This window comes from Candidatus Rickettsia tasmaniensis (assembly GCF_036857515.1).
Lineage (GTDB): Bacteria > Pseudomonadota > Alphaproteobacteria > Rickettsiales > Rickettsiaceae > Rickettsia > Rickettsia rickettsii.
On sequence record NZ_JAQCNX010000031.1, the window covers coordinates 1 to 17,889 of the forward strand.

Consider the following 17,889-nt stretch of genomic DNA (forward strand, 5'->3'; position numbering starts at 1 on the left):
AAATAGTTATTATTAAAACACAAGAACGTAGAAACGAAATAATAAATCTCTTAAAAACACCTATATCAAATTCTGATTCCACTAAATTTCGAGCTAATATAAAAGAATTAGGTAATGTAGTTAAAGAATTTGGGCTTCCTAAAGTTATAGAAAGACATGATAAGGACAATATAGCTGTGCAACTAGCTTTAAAGGACTCTATTTTATTTATTGAATCTTTATATACAAACCGTGATGATATATTGAATGAAAAAAACGATTTTTATGTGCAGGATGAAAAGGGTGAATATAGTAATATTGTCTAATGTTAATCTCTTCTGACACCTAATAAATGTAAAATCAGATAAGCAGCAATTGCCACTCTCCTAAGAATCGTGTATGCTGGTTTTCCCGCACACAACTCAAACCTGTTAGACCCAGCTATTTGGTTGTGTGTCACCTTACTCCCATTCAATGGAGCGTTTTATTATGAACCTCATGCACATGTGATGAGTTTCTTTTAAGTCGGCTCACGCTTTTCAAAATATTTCTTATATGCCGGATCATATATTGTAGTATCCATTTTAACTTTCACATGTCTTACAATCGGTAAATATTTCATTTTGAGTCTCTTTATTCATACTCTTAGGTTCATCTAGTGACATAGATGGTTGCCTAGCGGAAACAACTCTTTGATACAACCTCGTGTCACACACTATTATATGGCTTTTTGGTTATTTAGGTATATGTTAAATATTGCTGAATATCATAGAAAGTACTAAAAAACACAAAATTTCCTTTCATATATCCTTTAGTGTTTTATAATGGCATACAAAAATATACTGCTCCTTTAAATTTATGGGAATTATTTGAAAATAGTGAATTAGTAAAAGCTACTTGGATTAATGATTATCAGCTAATTAATGTTCATGAAATTCCTGATGAAAAATTGACAGAAAATACTTGGTCCGGAATTTTATAATTTTTTATGAAGCACATTCATACACGAGATTTGTTAAAGAGATGGTAAGAAATAGCGGACCTTTTACCTATATTTGCTGAGGTTAATATAGGGATTGATTATATAGAGTTAATTTTATTCTACATTTTGACCAAACTGGGTCAAAATGATATAATAGAAATAGAAAAAATACTTAAATCACAATTAATATAGCCAAAAATTTAATCACAGCCGGTGTAAAAACTGGTTTAATAGCTACCTCAACCGGATTAAAGAAGGAAGAGGTTGAAAAACTTAAATAAATTACTTATACATGTATTTATTATCATTTATATTAGGAGGATTAAATGCATTACTCCGTCAATTACATTTATCAATTAGCTCTATAGAGTTTTATAAAGACGTATATAAAAACTATCAAGGGTACGGAATAAGATATGTATTTACCTTATCTTTTATCCCATCAATAATTTATTGTATTTTTATATTAAATTACATAATAACTTTAAAAGATTATTTTAACGGAATACAATCATCAAAAGTTACAGCCAACATTGAATATATTATCAATCAATTACCGGAAATTAAATATAATAATTCAAACATTTCAGTTGAAGAAGTAGAGCCTATATATTTATATAGCAAGAATAACAATAAAATAGTCGTCATTGATACAAAAAATCAAGTTTCTAACAAAGAAAAAAGCAAAATACCGTTTATACTTGAAGAGAATAAGCTGAAGATAAATTTAATTGTAGCCAATACTAAGAAAAATTTCCTAAGTACTGTTAACTATTCTGAGATATTCAAGCAAAATGAAGTAATTTTAACTCCTGAAATAATAAAAAAATATTTTGCCAATAATTTATTATATGCACCAAATTTATTTATTTATTTCGGTATGCCGGCTATTATATTATTTTGGTTTGTAACATTCTTATTAGAGAGAAGTATTATAGTTTTGTTAGTATATAGCTTAGCTAATTTACTTACTACTAAAACTTCAATACAAACTTCTATAAGGTTAGTAATGTTTTCAAGCGGAGTTCCGATAATATTACAACCGGTTATTATTATATTAATACCGGAATTAAGCATATTATTACAGCTACTACAAATGTTTACAACTTGTTTAGTATTTGTCGCTATTTGGCAAATTAACAAGAACCTATTGCACTATATATAAGAAAAATCAGTTATCATATAATATGTGATTTTGAATCCTCAATTTACTAAAAAAACAGTCTATTATTAAAAAAAAGTTTTTATTGTTAAAATGAAACCTAAAGTTATTTATAAATTTAGGTAATTTAAATGGGTAAGGAAAAAAAGAAAGTAAGGTTTGCAGAAGAGCCGCAAGTTAAGGAATTTTCACAAGATAAAGAAGCAACAGAAGTAGACCTTATAAGAGGAAGAGTAATTAATATTTATGATAAAGGCGGTTACTTAAAGCCGGATCAATTGGTAATTCATGAACGAGAAGTTATTGGAGTAAAAAATGTTGAAGTAAAGAGTAATCTAAATTTCTTTCAACAAATTTTCGCTGCAGTAGGTCTTATAAAGGACACAAAAACAATCAAAGAAGAATTTACTTATATACTACCGGCGATATACAAGGAATATTAAAGGATAACGGTCAATTTATTAATAATTCTGAAGAAATTAGAAAATTTGTTGATAAAAATAAAGATATTCAAATTGCAGATATTGACGGTATCGGTATTGGTAATTTAAATCATCAGGGTAAAATACAAATTAATTCAAAGTTTGGACTAAGTAATGAAAAAATTATTCTTTATAAGGATGGTCAATTAGCTGCTATTGAAAGAAAAGGTCCACTTATAAATCAAGAAGGAGAGCCTTTATACAAAGATAACTTAGTCCAAAAAGATAATAAAGTTTATCTATTTGGAGATGCCGGAAGAAATATTGATACACCTTTTAGAGATCCAAAAACTAGAGCTAGAGATAATTGGAATAGATTAATAAAGAAATTTAAGCATGTTTTAATACCGGAACATGAGTTAGGAAAATTAAACGATGCAATAGTAGATTCTGTAAGAAGGTAGTTCATCCAAATCCAAAACTTGCAGAACATCATCTTCAAGAAATAGCTCAAGGTAAACAAATATGGGATGGGCATGAATTTGAAATATTACGTATGGGACCAGAGGAAAAAAATCACCAATTATTCTATGATACCTCCTCTCAAAGATTACTTGATGCTAACGGTAAAGTAGCTTCTAATATCGGTAAAGAAAGTAAAAGCATGAATAATGTTCAAGCATTTGTAATGGGAGAGGATGGAACAATTTATATGGGTACTCATAAAAATCAATATTTGCCAAATACTAAAAATCTTGTTCACGGTTCATTTTTAAGTGGAAAGCCTGCGGAAGCAGGAATCCAGCTAAATGTCATACTCCGGCATTGTTGCGTGGATTGGTAAAACCCATTATGTCACCTAGTTCGCTTGACCACTGGGACCATAAAAATAATTTAAAGTACTAATATTTAAGTTGGGTCCCGCTACAAGCTTGCGGGATGCTGACAAAGCAATTTTGGATTCCCGCTCTAGCTAGGAATGACATCGAAGGTGTTTTTTGCACCATGCAACAACGTCCCTAGGTAATGTTGGATTAATCACTTATTTATAATATGCTCTCCTTCTTTTCTACTTCTACTAGTTTCTACACAATTAAATTTTAGTTTATATTAACAAGCTAATTTTTTATTAAATAATATAATTATATACTTGACTAAATTACTTGGGTATTGTAGATATAAAACACTTTTTAAGTTTTAATAGGTTAGTTATATGATGCTAACGACGAAAGGAAGATATGCCGTAATGGCAATACTTGAAATGGCTTCAAAATCAAGTGCCGAACCGGTCACTTTGAATGAAATGTCCGTAAAACAAAATATATCGCTTAACTATTTAGAGCAGATATTTTCTAAACTTAAAAAAGCTGATCTAGTTAAGGCTATTAGAGGATCGAAAGGTGGGTATATTTTAATCGGTAACCTAGAAGAAATAAAAATTTCCGATATTATGGACGCCGTTAACGAAAATTTTATAATGACTACCTGCTATAAGAAGTCAGTTAAAACTTGCGTGCCTGATACAATAAAATGTAATTCGCATAAATTATGGCAAGGTCTTGGTAAGCATATTAGAGATTATTTTGAAAATATCTCAATTAAAGACGCTTTAAACTCAAATTTAAATATATGATATATTTAGACCATAATGCTACTACTTTTATCAACCCTAGAGTTAAGGAATTCATAATAAGTTTAATGGACAAGGAGCTTAACCCTTCATCAGCACATAGCTCAGGTAGATTTGCTAAGAATCTCATAGAAACAGTACGCGTACAAATAGCGGCGGCTCTTGGTATAACCTTATCATCTAGAGAATATGATATTACTTTTACTTCATCAGGGACTGAAGGTAATAATTTAATAATGAAAAATTTTTATGACGGCGATATTTTTATTTCAGCTATTGAACATTTATCGATCTATAACCATATAAACTATGCTCCAAATATTAAAGTTATAAGAGTTAATACGCAAGGGCTAGTTGATTTAGAACATTTAGAAGAGTTGTTAGCTCAAAGTAATACTAGTAAAAAACTAGTTTCCATAATAATGGCTAATAATGAAAGTGGAGTTTTACAAGATATAGCTGAGATAGGTAAAATAACTAAAAAATATGAGGCAAAATTTCATAGCGATTTAGTGCAAGGTTTTGGCAGAATACCAATAAATATCAAAGCATTAGGATTAGATTTTGCTACAATTTCAGGGCATAAAATAGGAGGGGGGCAGGGTGGTGCTGCTTTAATTTCTAGCTCTAATTTTCAAGTTACTCCAATGATTATAGGAGGAGGGCAGGAAAAATCAGTACGTGCAGGCACTGAAAATGTTTTAGCAATTGCAGGATTTGGTTTAGCTTCTGCATTGAGGATAGACAATATCTCAGAAAATTATATAAAAATCAAAAAGTTACAAGAAAATTTAGAGAAAAAATTAAAAAAATATCCTAATGTAAATATTGTTAGTAATAACGTAGCTAGGTTGCCTAATACTACCTTAATTACTATACCAAATACGGATGCACAAGCGAAATTAATCGGGTTTGATTTACATAATATTTGCGTAAGTTCCGGTTCTGCTTGTTCATCGGGAAAAATATCTAAATCGCATGTATTAACCAATATGGGTGTAGGGGAAGAAGAAGCAAAATCTTCGATTAGGATATCTTTAAGCCATACTAATACGGTAAGTGATATAGAGGCTTTTATAGAGGCTTTTGAGGAGATTTATGATTTCATTCCTAGCTAAAAGCGATGTTGTTGCACGGTTCCGTTGATGTCATTCCCGCTTCCGCGGGAATGACATCGATGACTGTTTAAACTATACCAAAACATGAATTAATTTAACCATATGAACCCACAATTAAACAATTTAACCTTACCGATATATATGGATTATCAGGCGACGACTCCAATAGATCCAAGAGTAATGGAGGCAATGTTGCCTTATTTTACTACCAAGTTCGGCAATCCTCATTCACGCAGCCATTCTTTCGGTTGGGAGGCAGAAAACGCCGTTGAAGAGGCAAGGAGTATGGTAGCAAAGTTAATAGGAGCGGATACTAAAGAAATTATTTTCACTTCCGGTGCAACTGAGTCTAACAACCTTGCAATAAAGGGAATAGCAAAATTTTACAGCAATAAAAAGAATCATATTATTACCGTAGTCAGTGAACATAAATGCGTACTTGATGCTTGCAGGCATTTAGAGCAAGAAGGTATAAAAATCACATACTTACCAATTAAGCCAAATGGAATAATCGATTTAGAAACTCTAAAAAATGCCATTACCGATCAGACTATGTTAGTTTCAGTTATGGTGGTTAATAATGAAATAGGTGTTGTTCAGCCTTTAAAGGAAATCGGGAAAATTTGCCGTGAAAAGGGCGTTTTTTTTCATTCCGATATTGCTCAAGGTTTTGGTAAAATTCCAATTGATGTTAACGCGTTTAATATTGATCTTGCCAGTATCTCAGGGCATAAAATTTACGGTCCGAAAGGAATAGGGGCATTATATGTAAGGAAAAAACCTCGTGTGCGTGTTACACCGCTCATAAACGGTGGCGGGCAGGAGAGAGGTATGCGTTCAGGTACGCTACCGACTCCTTTAATCGTAGGGCTTGGCATGGCTGCTGAAATAGCGTATAGTGAGATGGACAAAGATACTAAGCACGTAAATTACTTATTCGACAGATTTTTAAATAATATACATAAGCGAATTTCAGAAGTTTATTTAAACGGCGATAAAAATCAAAGATATAAAGGTAATTTAAATTTAAGCTTTGTCGGAGTTGAAGGAGAATCAATTATCCTTGCCATTAAAGATTTAGCGGTTTCCTCCGGTTCTGCTTGTACTTCTGCCTCTTTAGAGCCGTCATATGTTTTACGTTCTATGGGAATCGGTGAAGAGCTTGCCCATACTGCAATTAGGTTCGGCATAGGTAGATTTACTACCGAGCAGGAAGTTGACTACGCAGTAAATTTAATATGCTCAAAAATCGATAAACTAAGGGAATTAAGCCCTCTTTGGGAAATGATGCAAGAGGGAATTGATTTGAAAAAGATTAAATGGGCTGTACATTGAGAATATCCAATGACGGCTCAGGTATTCACGCAAGTATAACATACAAAACCAAATTTTAGAGAATCACAATGGCTTATAGCAAAAAAGTGATAGATCATTATGAAAATCCTCGTAATGTTGGATCGCTTGATAAAGAAAATAAAAATGTTGGTACAGGACTAGTTGGAGCTCCTGCTTGCGGTGACGTTATGAAGTTACAAATCGCAGTTGATGATGACGGGATTATTACAGATGCTAAATTTAAAACATTCGGCTGCGGTTCAGCTATTGCTTCAAGCTCTTTAGTAACGGAGTGGGTTAAAGGAAGATCGGTAGAAGATGCTGAGACTATTAAAAATACCGAAATAGCCAAAGAATTGTCACTTCCACCGGTAAAATTACATTGCTCACTACTTGCTGAAGATGCAATAAAAGCAGCTATAGCCGATTACAAACAGAAAAAAGAAAGCAAAAAAGACTCTTAAAACATGAAAAATGTTATTTCATTAACCGATTCTGCTACAAGGCAAGTAAAATTGCTAATAGAAAAACGCGCCAAGCCTACCTTTGGTATTAGGGTAGGGGTTAAGTCAGGCGGTTGTGCCGGTCAGACTTATTACGTGGAATATGCCGATAGTAAAAATCAATTCGATGAAGTAGTTGAAGAAAAGGGCGTACGGATACTAATCGATCCAAAGGCATTAATGTATATTCTAGGTTCTGAAATGGACTATGTAGAGACTAAATTCAAATCCCAATTCACTTTCACCAATCCCAACGAAAAAGCTAATTGCGGCTGCGGCAAATCTTTTAGTGTGTAACACTTTAAAATCAATAAAGGTTTTAAAATATGTTTAACTGGGTTTATAATAAAATATTCTCTTATCCTTCACCTAATATTGAAAGCTTACGAAAAGAACTAGAGGAAAGAATTGATTTCTTTTCTCCGCTTAATACAGAAGAAAAGGAAAGAAGGGCTGAAATTAGACTTATGAGAGATGCTGATATCGAAAAAAGTACATGACCGTGATAATATAGAGGGGATAAAGATTGAGCAAGAGTATGGATATTCGGTTTATAATATTAAAGTTGATGGTTTAGAATCTGCTGAATATGTTTTAAATGTCAGTAATATTAAAAGTTTGGATTCTGATAAAAAAATTGCCGTTGTTGGAGGAAATCTTAAATTTAATAATCACCATAAAAAGTCAATTGCAGTTGACTATTACACCAATAGCTTTATTTTAAGAAAAATCATGCAAATCACCGGAAAATGAAATCCCCCAGCCTACTGCGATATGATTAGGATCGCGTATATTATATTTAACTAAATTCTGAACAGGAGTACCATAATTTTGTGAAATTTTTGATAAAGCATCTCCTGATTTCACTGTATAAACTTTAGCGGTGTGATTTGGCATATTAACTCCTAAGATTATTTTTGATAGCTTTTTTAAGCTATCAATCTTTTGTTTAGAAATCAAGAGTAAAATAATTATAGTAGTTTTAACTATTGCTAAAAATCATTATTTCAGCTATTTTAAAGCTGTTTCTTTAAATTAGATCAAATATGTCACAAAAATTAGGTTTCTGGGCGGTTTTTGCCTTAGTAACCGGCAGTCAAATCGGTACTAGCGTTTTTATATTGCCGTTAAGTTTAGCACCGTTCGGTATATACAGCATTTGGGGCTGGGTACTTTCATTATTTGGTGCTATGAGTATAGCACTGGTATTTTCTACCCTTTGTGCAAAATTTCCTAAAACAGGAGGTCCGCACGTTTATGTACGGGAAAATTTCGGGGATAAAATAGCTTTTTTCACCGGTTGGACTTACTGGGTTATATCCTTTGTCAGTACAAGTATAGTAGTCATTTCGGCAATAGGTTATCTAACGCCTTTTTTTAAATCACAAGCGATTTTAGACTTAATATTACAGATCATATTATTAGGTGCTATTATGGTTTTAAATTTAAAAGGTCCTGAAGTAACAGGAAAAGCAGAGTTTTATTTAACTCTCTTAAAATTTGTTCCATTGCTTGTAGTAGGTTTATGTGCTTTATCACATTTTAATATAGATAATATAACTATTGCCGAGGAAGTAGAGAATTTAAGCATTCCGAGCATTATGGGAAGAGTTGCACTTCTTACTTTTTGGGGATTTATCGGCGTAGAATGTGCAACTACCACGGCAGGTGCGGTAAAAGATCCGGCAAAAACCATTCCACGAGCCATAATAGTTGGAACTTTTTGCGTAGCAGTGTTATATATTGTTAATAGCATAGGTATAATGGGATTAATCCCTGCTTCTGAACTTATTAGTGCTAAAGCTCCTTATGCCGATGCCGCTTCATTATTATTCGGAGGTAAATGGTCAAGCGTAATTATTACGGTTATAGCCTCGATTATATGTATAGGTACGCTCAATGCTTGGGTGCTAACTAGCGGACAGATAGCTCTTGGGCTTGCAGAAGATGGTTTATTACCAAAATTTTTTGCTAAGAAAAATAGCAATAACGCTCCAACTCACGGAATTATTGTAAGCTGCCTTGGCATTGTGCCGTTATTAGTCTTTACAGCAAATGATAATTTTGCCAAACAGATTACACAAATAATAGATTTCTCGGCAATAACATTCTTATTCGTCTATTTAATTTGTAGCTTAGCTTTCTTAAAGGTGATTTTTAGCTCAAAAGAAAATTTTTCTTATTATTATTTACTTATAGCTATAATATCGATTATCTTTTGTGCATGGGTTATCTATGAAACACCTGTTAAAACTCTGATTATAGCTAGTTCTTTTACTATCTTTGGTATTCCTTTGTATTATGGATGGTATAAATGTCCTTACCGTCTATGAGCGTTGCCTAGCTGGATGCTGAGCCGTCATTGCGAGCGACTGTAAGGAGCGTGGCAATCCGGAAAAAATAATAATAAAATTCTGTAAATCAGAATTTTTTAACTGGATTGCTTTGTCAATTACTTAAGTAATTTCCTCGCAATGACGGCTCAACCTCCAAGCGGGCAAGAGCACGACATAAGAGATATAAACATGACAAAAATCCGCGTTAATCTGCTTAGAAATTTATTCACAGAATATGATATAGACGGTTATATAATTCCGTCTAACGATAAATATATGAGTGAATATGTTCCAAGCTACGCAAAGAGACTTGAATATATAACAGGTTTTACTGGTTCAAACGGTATAGCTATTATATATAAAGATACAGCATTATTCTTTACCGATGGACGTTATTTAGAGCAAGCAAATAAAGAGCTGGATTTAGAGCTTTTTAAGCTTTTTGACTTAAAAGATATATCTAAGTTTGGTAAAGATGCAAAAATAGGATACGATTCTGAATTATTTACTTATCCCACTATATCAAATTTAAAGTTCAATTTTCAGAAGATTAATGGAAATTTAGTTGATAAGATTTGGCCAAATCAGCCGCTAGAGCCAAACTCTAAAGTTTATTTGTATGATATTAAGTTTGCGGGCGTTAGTCATACTGATAAAATAAGTAAATGTCGTGAAATTTTTTTGGATTCCCGCTTTTGCGGGAATGACATAGAGGAAAGCGGGCATGACACCGAGCAATCTGCCTTAGTCATTCTCGATAGCTCCTCCATATGTTGGTTACTAAATTTGCGGGCTAGTGACGTTGCTTATACGCCTTTAATGTTTGCAAAAGTTATACTCACTTCTACACAATTATATTTGTTTATAAATCCTACAAGAATCGATGCCGAAATTATTAATGCTTGTCCTGAAATAACGATTTTACTGGAAGAAGAATTTGAAAATATTTTAAGAGATAGAGAGAATAAACATCTTTCCAAACCAGCTTATAGAGAGGAACTTAAAGGAGATACGAAACGCAGCACCGCAGCGTATAAAAGCGTACGTGAGGATACGAGTATCGGATCGATGTCTAAATTACCTCTAGAAGCGAAGTTTGGGAAGATGTTTAATATTTTTATTGATGATACTATAGCATCTGTTCATATAATGGACTTAGTAGCTGACAAAAAAGTACAAAAAATTACCGATCCATGCTTAATGCTTAAAGCTTGTAAGAACGATGTAGAAATTAAGCATGCAATCGATTTGCATATTAAAGATGCAGTAGCTTTATGTGAATTTTTTGCTGATTTCTCTCAATGTCATCCCCGTGAAAACGGGGATCCAGAAAAACATAATATGGATTCCCGCCTTTGCGGGAATGACATAGGAAATAACGAATTGACCGAGTATTCCCTCGGTTTAAAGCTTACAGAGCAACGAGCTAAACAAGAGGGATATGTTTCGGATAGTTTTCCTACTATTTGCGGATTTCAGGAAAATAGTGCTATTATTCATTATAGAGCTGACCAAAAAACTGCTAAAAAAATTGAAGGGCAGGGGATATTACTGATAGATTCCGGCGGTCAGTATCAAGGTGCTACTACCGATATAACTAGAACAATAGTAATAGGTATACCGACAGATGAGCAGAAAAAGCGTTATACGCAAGTACTTAAAGGACATATTGCTTTAGCTAAAGCCAAATTCCCAAAAAATATCATCGCAGGAGCTAATCTTGATATACTCGCTCGGCAATATTTATGGCAAGAAATGCTAGATTATCCACACGGTACAGGGCATGGGGTAGGGAGCTTCTTAAGTGTTCACGAAGGACCGCAAAGCATAAATCTTCGTAATAAAACAATACTTAAAGCAGGTATGATCTTATCTAATGAACCGGGTTTTTATATTCCTGGAAAATATGGTATTAGAATTGAGAATTTGATGTATGTAAAAGAAAATAATGGATGGCTTGAGTTTGAGACCTTAAGCCTAGTGCCTTATGCTAGTAAATTGACTGATATGAAACTACTTAATATTGATGAAATAAACTATATCAAGGAATATTATAACAAAATTAGAGCTAAAATTTATGATTTATTATCCACGCAAGCGAGGAATTGGCTTAATAATGAAATAAATTTATTTTTACAATCATTATTGTAATTGACGTTTCCGCTATTTATTGGTATAAAGTCTATTCTAATTTCTACATTGGGACGTCGCCAAGTGGTAAGGCAACGGTTTTTGGTATCGTCATCCGGAGGTTCGAATCCTCCCGTCCCAGCCATATTTTTACAATGAAGACATCCCTTTAAAAACATTTGACATGCATCCTAAATTTTCATTAGAAGCAGGTACTGCAAAACAAAATTAAGTAATTGTTCTATAATCTATATTATGGAAAATAAATAGCCCATCTTGCAAAGTGATGGGGCATTCGATTGGATTTGAACCAACGACCTTTGCCTTCGGAGGGCAACGCTCTATCCAGCTGAGCTACGAATGCAAATGTTGTCATTGCCTTCACGCAATAACTATTTAATAAGAGCGATCCAAAATAAATTTAATAATCGAAAACAAATAGTCTTTATAAATATTCTGAACCGGAATTTTATTTAATAACTTCCTTGCTTCATTTTCTAAACTTGCTTCATTTTCTATCAAATAATTAACTGTTTCATTGTAAACTTCATGCTTTACCATTAAGTCATGTATTTTTACAAAGTCATCTTTAGTACGCTTATCACATTTAATTATATTTTCGAGCCAAAGCTGCTTATCTTGCTCTAACTTATTATATAAAAAAATCAGCGGTAATGTAACTTTTCCTTCTAAGAAATCATCGCCAATATTTTTGCCTACCTGTTTATCATTACCCAAATAATCAAGCAAGTCATCTATAACCTGAAATATCGTACCGAGTAATTTCCCAAAGTCCTGCATATCTTTAGAAATATGGTCTACCTGCTCTGCTATAATAGCTCCAACTGCACAAGCAGCTCCAAATAGTTCGGCGGTTTTAGATTTAACTATTTGCTGATATTCGTCTATAGTTATAATACGTCGTTCATTTAACTTCACTAGCTGTACTACCTCCCCTTCGGAAATAATTGCCGAAGCTTTAGCTAGAACATTCATAGCTTTAATAGAGCCGGAAGCTACCATTAACTTAAAAGACTGACTAAAGAGGAAATCACCCACTAAAATACTTGTTTTACTGCCCCAAATAACGTTAGCCGTAGGTTTGAATCTTCTTAAAGTGCTGTCGTCTACCACATCATCATGAAGCAATGTGGCGGTGTGAATGAATTCAACGGCACTTGCAAGCTTTATATGATTATCGCCTTTATAATCAAACATTTTAGCAGTTATTATAGTTAAAAGCGGACGAATTCTTTTACCTCCTGCTTCTAGTAAATATTTACCGACCTTTTCTATTAACTCTTCATCACTTTTTAAACAGCTAATGATTAAATTGTTTAACTTAGTTACTTCATCTTTTAAATCTTGCTGTATTTTTACTATAATATTCATGGTATTTTTATAAATTGTTCTGTCATTGCAAGAAAAAATTGAAAATTTTGACGCAGTAATAATGATGATTAACGAAGTTCATCGAGTATACATTCCTCTAATATTTTTTGATTAACATTAGGAATTAACTCCATAATTTTTTCTTTTACATTTTCACCGGGTTGCACTTTTTTTACTGCTGCTTGATATAAAGATAAATAATATAAAGGTATAAGTTTATTTATATCATCTATATTACCTATTTTAGCTTTGTTTAAATCGGACAAATCAAACACATACTCAATGCTAGCATCAATTAAATTAGATGAATTCGGGTGATCGGAAATAGTTTTTAAAAATGATTTCAAAGCATTCCCGTATACTTCCTTACTCTCTTCCGAAAAATTTTTAAAATCCCCTACTCCGTATATATATGCACTTAAAACATCTATTATTCTAGAGTAATCATTAATTACTATCGTACCTTTACTGTAAGAATCTTTAAGAGCATTTACTATAGTTTCATTTGTTATATTAAATCCCGATGCGTTTGAATAGAGACTTAAAGCATTTATCTGTGCTCTAGTTAATTTGTTTAATTCAGTCACTAAATTAATATTTAAATTAAAATTATATTCCCTATCTTCAAAAATACTAAAATTATATTGTTTATTATTATTTAAAATATAGCTTAGTTCATTATTAAAATCTTTATATAGCTTATTATCAGAAAGTTTAAATAAATAGGTTTGCTTATCGTAATATTTCTTTATAAATTCTAATGAACCTATTATAAAACCAGGTTTTAGCTTAAATTGCGAATCTACCAAAAGATCAATATTATTATTGCCGAAATCGTTTAACTTACCTTTATATAATAAATTAATATTATTTTCAAAGTTATTACTATTGATTTTTGCATTAGTAACTTCAATTGTTAAATCTTTAGCAATATCTTTAAAATGCACACTACTAGTACTAATCAAGAAATTACCGGAAAATTTGAAATTATTATTCCAAGCGGGTCTATATAATAATAAGCCGGCAGGTATTATTCTATCTTCAAGGTTACTTTGTACTATTTCGGTTTCATAATAAATTTCTAATTTTTGCGGTATGTTATCAAGGAAATCCTGTTTACTTGTATAATACTTACTTTTGTCAAATAACATAGTAAGTATAGTATGATCTTCTTCATATAATTTTTGATTATCGACTAAGTCAAAAATTTCTGTTTTACCGGAAGTAAATTTAATATTTTCTATTAAATTTATAACTTCAAATAAATCTTTTTTAAATCGTACTATTTCAAATAATTTAAAATTTAACGGTATTTTTGTTGATAATATACAGTTCTCATTATAAAATCTTACTCCAAAGCCTCTTTGAACCGGCTTAAATTTTCCGAATGCTTCTCCAGAAAAATGTATAAATAATTTCTGCTTAAGTAAATCATAACCGATATTTATCGGTGTGGTAAATTCAGTTGCTCTATTAATACTCTCTTCTTGCCAATTAATTACTGAAATACCTAATTTGAAAGGAAAACCATATGGCTGAACTTTAGAAAACTTAATAAGATATTGCTGATTAGGATTATTACCAGCCTCTTCTATATTAAGGTTGGTACCGGCATATTTTTGATTTATAGAGTGTGATAAAGAGAACATAATAGTAAACCACAGCCCACTATATGCGAGTATAATAAAGATAGTTATAAATAATATTATTTTAAGAATTTTTTTCATCTTTAAATCGGTATTATAGTGTGATTTTCTGTTGTTGTATGGATAAGTTTTTTCGTCATTGCAAGGAAAAATTGAAAATTTTGACGAAGCAATCTCAGGAGTTTGTTATTATTTCATGAGATTGCCACGCAGTCTACGACTGCTCGCAATGATTGGGTGGTATCCACGCAACAATGCCCGCTCGCCATGACGTTTACTTACACAGCTCTATATATTCCTTATTCAATTTTATAACGTTCCAAATCCATAAACTCATCATAACTATAAAAGTTACTAATAAATATATTATAATAGAATCAAAGGTAGCAGTCGGAATAATAATAAATATCAAAGACTGTATAAATGCTCCAAGCGATTTACCGAATTTAGTACCTATTACCTCTACGGCAGCTTTTCCCTTAGTTCTAAGCTCTAAAGATAAAGGAATATACGCCATTTCTTTTGTTGAATCGAATAATGAATATTTGGACGATTTACTCAGTATGTTCTGAATTGCTCCAACAATAATCGCTGCATATAGAAGATTAAAATCACCGAAACATGCTCCTATTTCTTCAATAAAAATTATAAAGATAAAAAACATCAAGCCGGTAATAGACAACATAATAGGAGTTAATAATGCAGAAATGAGCCAACCGAGTCTTCTAAGAATATTACTGCCTATTATCATGAAAGTAACGCATGATATCCCCATCCAAATATTAAACCTGCCCATAAAGTTAACATAGTCTATAGTGTTTGGATATAATTCTTTTATTTTTGCTTTCCAAGGTCCTTCAACTATATTTATTAATAATCCATAACAGATTATTAATAAGGCAATACGACCTATATATTTTGAGTGAATTACTAATTTGATACTTTCAATTACCGAAAGTTTTGTTTTCATTTTAGCTGTAACTTTTTTTGCATCTAAAACATTTATGGAATCTGTTAAAATAAATCTATTGATTATTCTAAATAGAAGCATAGCAATTATTCCTGCAGTAACAATAATTGACATGATTGGCTGAAGCATTATAGCATTTCCGGCAGATGAATTAAAAGAATCCGGTAATAATTCTGAATCAATGACGTCTTGCCCGCTTGAGAAAAAGACAAGTACGCTGCCTGCTATTATAAGACCGATATTACCGACCATTCCAAGAATGGGATAGAATCTTTTAGCTTTAGAAGCATCAAAAATGTGATTGGCAAACTGCCAAAACATTAAGTTTATGACTACTGCACTCCATAATTCTGCGAAAATATACATCAGTGCATAACTCCATTGACTACCTATTTTAATAAACCATTTAAAATTAGGGTATGAAGCAATTAAGTTATTTATCATATCATCATTAGGATGATAAATATCTTGATTTGGATAAATAATATAGGCAAATAGTAAGAAAAATAATAAAAAACTGCCGACTATAATGTAGAAAATATATTCAAAATTTAATTTATTACTAAGTTTAACATAAAGTACGGTAAAAATTACGCACGAGGGTAATACTAACCATAATTTTAAGAAGCTAATAATTTCAGCCCCCATAGAGGGTACTACTAAACTATCTTTGATAGATCTTAAAGCCCCAAAATTAAAAAGGATACATAACATCATTAAAGCCATAGGTATAAATAGCTTTAATTCTTTCCTTTCTATAGGCCACATTATTTCTTTAACTTTTTCAAAGAAAATTTTAGGCGGTAACATTTTTATTGTAACCTTACATATTAAAGTTAACTTTTAAATCTCTTAAGTGCTAAAGTCAATTAAAATAATTAATTTATACTATTCCAAGGTGTTATTTCTCTATGTCCTGATTTGTCTTCCATAATTCCTGCTTATCGGTAAATAAATCTTGGTCAGGCAAAGAAAAATCACATTTTGAATTTTGTAAAGTTTCTAAAAGCATATTTTTTAAGTTTAAAAATACCACCCCGCTATTTTTATAAGAATGAGCTATATTTCTCTTACATTCTTTTGTCACTTTATGACTACAATATGTAATACCTGTATCTATTATGCTACCCGCAGTAATATAATCACTCATATCTATTTTTTAAGAGAATTTAAATCACGCAGTACTACAATATCTGCATCAAGATATAATATAGAATCTAGATGAGGAAAGATTTGATCAAAATATAACCTATACATTATTGAACTAGGCCAATTACCCGTAAATTTTATTTTCTTATCGGCTAAAGCTTCATGGAAGCTAATTTTCCCATTGATTCTTGACTAACGGGGTCATAAACAATATGAAATCTATAGGAAACTATCTAAGTCATTATTTAGTAGACTAGAGGATATTACTGTGCCGGCATGAATAGCAAACTTATCATTAATAGTCAATGCTATATCGAGTATGATGTTATTTTGCTTTATACCGGTTAGTTTAATTACATTTTGTATTTCTTCTATGGCAAGCCTGTAATCGGTTTGTATAGTTTTTTCATTAAAAGATGACCTGCCTAATACATGAAATTAAGCTAAGCCTATATAAACATCTAGCAGTAAGTGCCGGTATATTAAGAGAGTAAACTGTTTAAAAAAGGAATCTCATCCGCTGTATAACCGCTATAATATTTTAGGAAATCATCATCATTTTTTATTTCTAATATTTCTTTTACTTTTCCTTCGTGACCTAAAATAATGAGTGTAGCTAAATTAATCGCAGCTTTTTTAGTATATAAAGTATCTAAACCGTAACTACCGTTTTTAATCGCTTTATATTGCTGAACTAAAGTAGCATTTTTGTCTAGATAAAGACGTAGTAAGCAATCATAACCCTTTGCTACCTCCAAACGCACCATTCCGTCTTCTACTTGAAAAGAGCAAATTTTTTCTAACCTTGCTTTATCTTTTGAGTTTAAAGATTCGCTATCTTCTAATTGCTCAAGTGCTAGATCAAAATTTAATTGATCTTCATTACAAATAGCGATAAAAAATTTATTAGTTATTTATATACTCATAATAAAGAACCTCTAATACATGAAATTAAGCTAAGCCTATATAAACATCTAGCAGTAAGTGCCGGTATATTAAGAGAGTAAACTGTTTAAAAAAGGAATCTCATCCGCTGTATAACCGCTATAATATTTTAGGAAATCATCATCATTTTTTATTTCTAATATTTCTTTTACTTTTCCTTCGTGACCTAAAATAATGAGTGTAGCTAAAT

General features: G+C 31.7%; 18 protein-coding genes, 2 tRNA genes and 2 pseudogenes. 15 read left to right on the forward strand and 7 right to left on the reverse strand.

The genetic code is table 11. From position 1 onward, the window contains the following. The 12 genes from O6R16_RS06745 to O6R16_RS06800 all read left to right on the forward strand — a co-directional run. The coding region (locus tag O6R16_RS06745) for a hypothetical protein (protein ID WP_499680534.1) at window positions 1-305 on the forward strand (305 nt) is incomplete at its 5' end. Between the two features lie 488 nt (window positions 306-793). Beyond that, complete coding sequence (locus O6R16_RS06750) at window positions 794-961, forward strand: Rpn family recombination-promoting nuclease/putative transposase (protein ID WP_014120874.1); 168 nt, start codon at window positions 794-796, stop codon at window positions 959-961. A 292-nt stretch (window positions 962-1,253) separates the two neighbouring features. Further along, window positions 1,254-2,126 (forward strand): DUF1189 family protein, encoded by an 873-nt coding sequence (locus tag O6R16_RS06755; protein WP_499680535.1) that lies wholly within the window; start codon window positions 1,254-1,256, stop codon window positions 2,124-2,126. Window positions 2,127-2,254: 128 nt separating this feature from the next. Continuing rightward, window positions 2,255-2,566 (forward strand): hypothetical protein, encoded by a 312-nt coding sequence (locus O6R16_RS06760; protein WP_499680536.1) that lies wholly within the window; start codon window positions 2,255-2,257, stop codon window positions 2,564-2,566. 535 nt (window positions 2,567-3,101) lie between these two features. Continuing rightward, window positions 3,102-3,389: a hypothetical protein gene (locus O6R16_RS06765; RefSeq protein ID WP_499680537.1), complete on the forward strand. Its 288-nt coding sequence runs from the start codon at window positions 3,102-3,104 to the stop codon at window positions 3,387-3,389. Between the two features lie 369 nt (window positions 3,390-3,758). After that, entirely contained in the window at window positions 3,759-4,178 is a 420-nt protein-coding gene (locus O6R16_RS06770) for a Fe-S cluster assembly transcription factor (RefSeq protein WP_012150915.1), read from the forward strand. After that, window positions 4,175-5,293, forward strand: a complete 1,119-nt coding sequence (locus O6R16_RS06775) for a cysteine desulfurase family protein (protein WP_499680538.1) — start codon at window positions 4,175-4,177, stop codon at window positions 5,291-5,293. The genes O6R16_RS06770 and O6R16_RS06775 overlap by 4 nt, the downstream gene beginning before the upstream one ends. Before the next feature lie 102 nt (window positions 5,294-5,395). Next, window positions 5,396-6,628, forward strand: a complete 1,233-nt coding sequence (locus O6R16_RS06780) for an IscS subfamily cysteine desulfurase (protein ID WP_499680539.1) — start codon at window positions 5,396-5,398, stop codon at window positions 6,626-6,628. Window positions 6,629-6,696: 68 nt separating this feature from the next. Then, a complete protein-coding gene (iscU, locus tag O6R16_RS06785; protein WP_010977348.1) occupies window positions 6,697-7,092 on the forward strand; it encodes a Fe-S cluster assembly scaffold IscU in 396 nt (131 codons plus the stop codon). Between the two features lie 3 nt (window positions 7,093-7,095). Next, a complete protein-coding gene (locus tag O6R16_RS06790; RefSeq protein ID WP_499680540.1) occupies window positions 7,096-7,428 on the forward strand; it encodes an iron-sulfur cluster assembly accessory protein in 333 nt (110 codons plus the stop codon). 29 nt (window positions 7,429-7,457) lie between these two features. Next, entirely contained in the window at window positions 7,458-7,631 is a 174-nt protein-coding gene (locus tag O6R16_RS06795; protein WP_499680541.1) for a hypothetical protein, read from the forward strand. Further along, window positions 7,606-7,884 carry a hypothetical protein gene (locus O6R16_RS06800; RefSeq protein ID WP_499680542.1) on the forward strand — a complete coding sequence of 93 codons (279 nt, stop codon included), beginning with the start codon at window positions 7,606-7,608 and terminating at the stop codon, window positions 7,882-7,884. The genes O6R16_RS06795 and O6R16_RS06800 overlap by 26 nt, the downstream gene beginning before the upstream one ends. Here O6R16_RS06800 and O6R16_RS06805 read toward each other — a convergent pair. Then, the gene (locus O6R16_RS06805) at window positions 7,852-8,028 is read right to left on the reverse strand and encodes a LysM peptidoglycan-binding domain-containing protein (protein WP_499680543.1); all 177 of its coding nucleotides are present in this window, start codon (window positions 8,026-8,028) and stop codon (window positions 7,852-7,854) included. The two genes, O6R16_RS06800 and O6R16_RS06805, sit on opposite strands and share 33 nt — an antisense overlap. Before the next feature lie 149 nt (window positions 8,029-8,177). Between O6R16_RS06805 and O6R16_RS06810 the strand changes: the two genes are divergently transcribed. The 3 genes from O6R16_RS06810 (at window position 8,178) to O6R16_RS06820 (ending at window position 11,742) form a co-directional block, all read left to right on the forward strand. Continuing rightward, window positions 8,178-9,464 (forward strand): APC family permease, encoded by a 1,287-nt coding sequence (locus O6R16_RS06810; RefSeq protein ID WP_499680544.1) that lies wholly within the window; start codon window positions 8,178-8,180, stop codon window positions 9,462-9,464. 192 nt (window positions 9,465-9,656) lie between these two features. Next, entirely contained in the window at window positions 9,657-11,618 is a 1,962-nt protein-coding gene (locus O6R16_RS06815) for an aminopeptidase P family protein (RefSeq protein ID WP_499680545.1), read from the forward strand. 49 nt (window positions 11,619-11,667) lie between these two features. Continuing rightward, window positions 11,668-11,742 (forward strand) — tRNA-Gln (locus tag O6R16_RS06820). A gap of 142 nt (window positions 11,743-11,884) precedes the next feature. On the opposite strand, the gene O6R16_RS06825 is transcribed toward O6R16_RS06820, so the two are convergent. The 6 genes and pseudogenes from O6R16_RS06825 to O6R16_RS06850 all read right to left on the reverse strand — a co-directional run. Beyond that, window positions 11,885-11,961: transfer RNA gene (locus O6R16_RS06825), tRNA-Arg, on the reverse strand. 32 nt (window positions 11,962-11,993) lie between these two features. Beyond that, window positions 11,994-12,989 carry a polyprenyl synthetase family protein gene (locus O6R16_RS06830; RefSeq protein ID WP_499680546.1) on the reverse strand — a complete coding sequence of 332 codons (996 nt, stop codon included), beginning with the start codon at window positions 12,987-12,989 and terminating at the stop codon, window positions 11,994-11,996. Between the two features lie 68 nt (window positions 12,990-13,057). Further along, window positions 13,058-14,716, reverse strand: a complete 1,659-nt coding sequence (locus O6R16_RS06835) for a hypothetical protein (RefSeq protein ID WP_499680547.1) — start codon at window positions 14,714-14,716, stop codon at window positions 13,058-13,060. A 193-nt stretch (window positions 14,717-14,909) separates the two neighbouring features. After that, window positions 14,910-16,415, reverse strand: a complete 1,506-nt coding sequence (gene tlc3 / locus O6R16_RS06840; RefSeq protein ID WP_499680548.1) for a nucleotide exchange transporter Tlc3 — start codon at window positions 16,413-16,415, stop codon at window positions 14,910-14,912. A 68-nt stretch (window positions 16,416-16,483) separates the two neighbouring features. Continuing rightward, window positions 16,484-17,668, reverse strand: a pseudogene (locus tag O6R16_RS06845) (glycosyltransferase family 8 protein). Window positions 17,669-17,703: 35 nt separating this feature from the next. Next, a pseudogene (locus tag O6R16_RS06850) lies at window positions 17,704-17,889 on the reverse strand (glycosyltransferase family 8 protein); the annotation flags it as partial.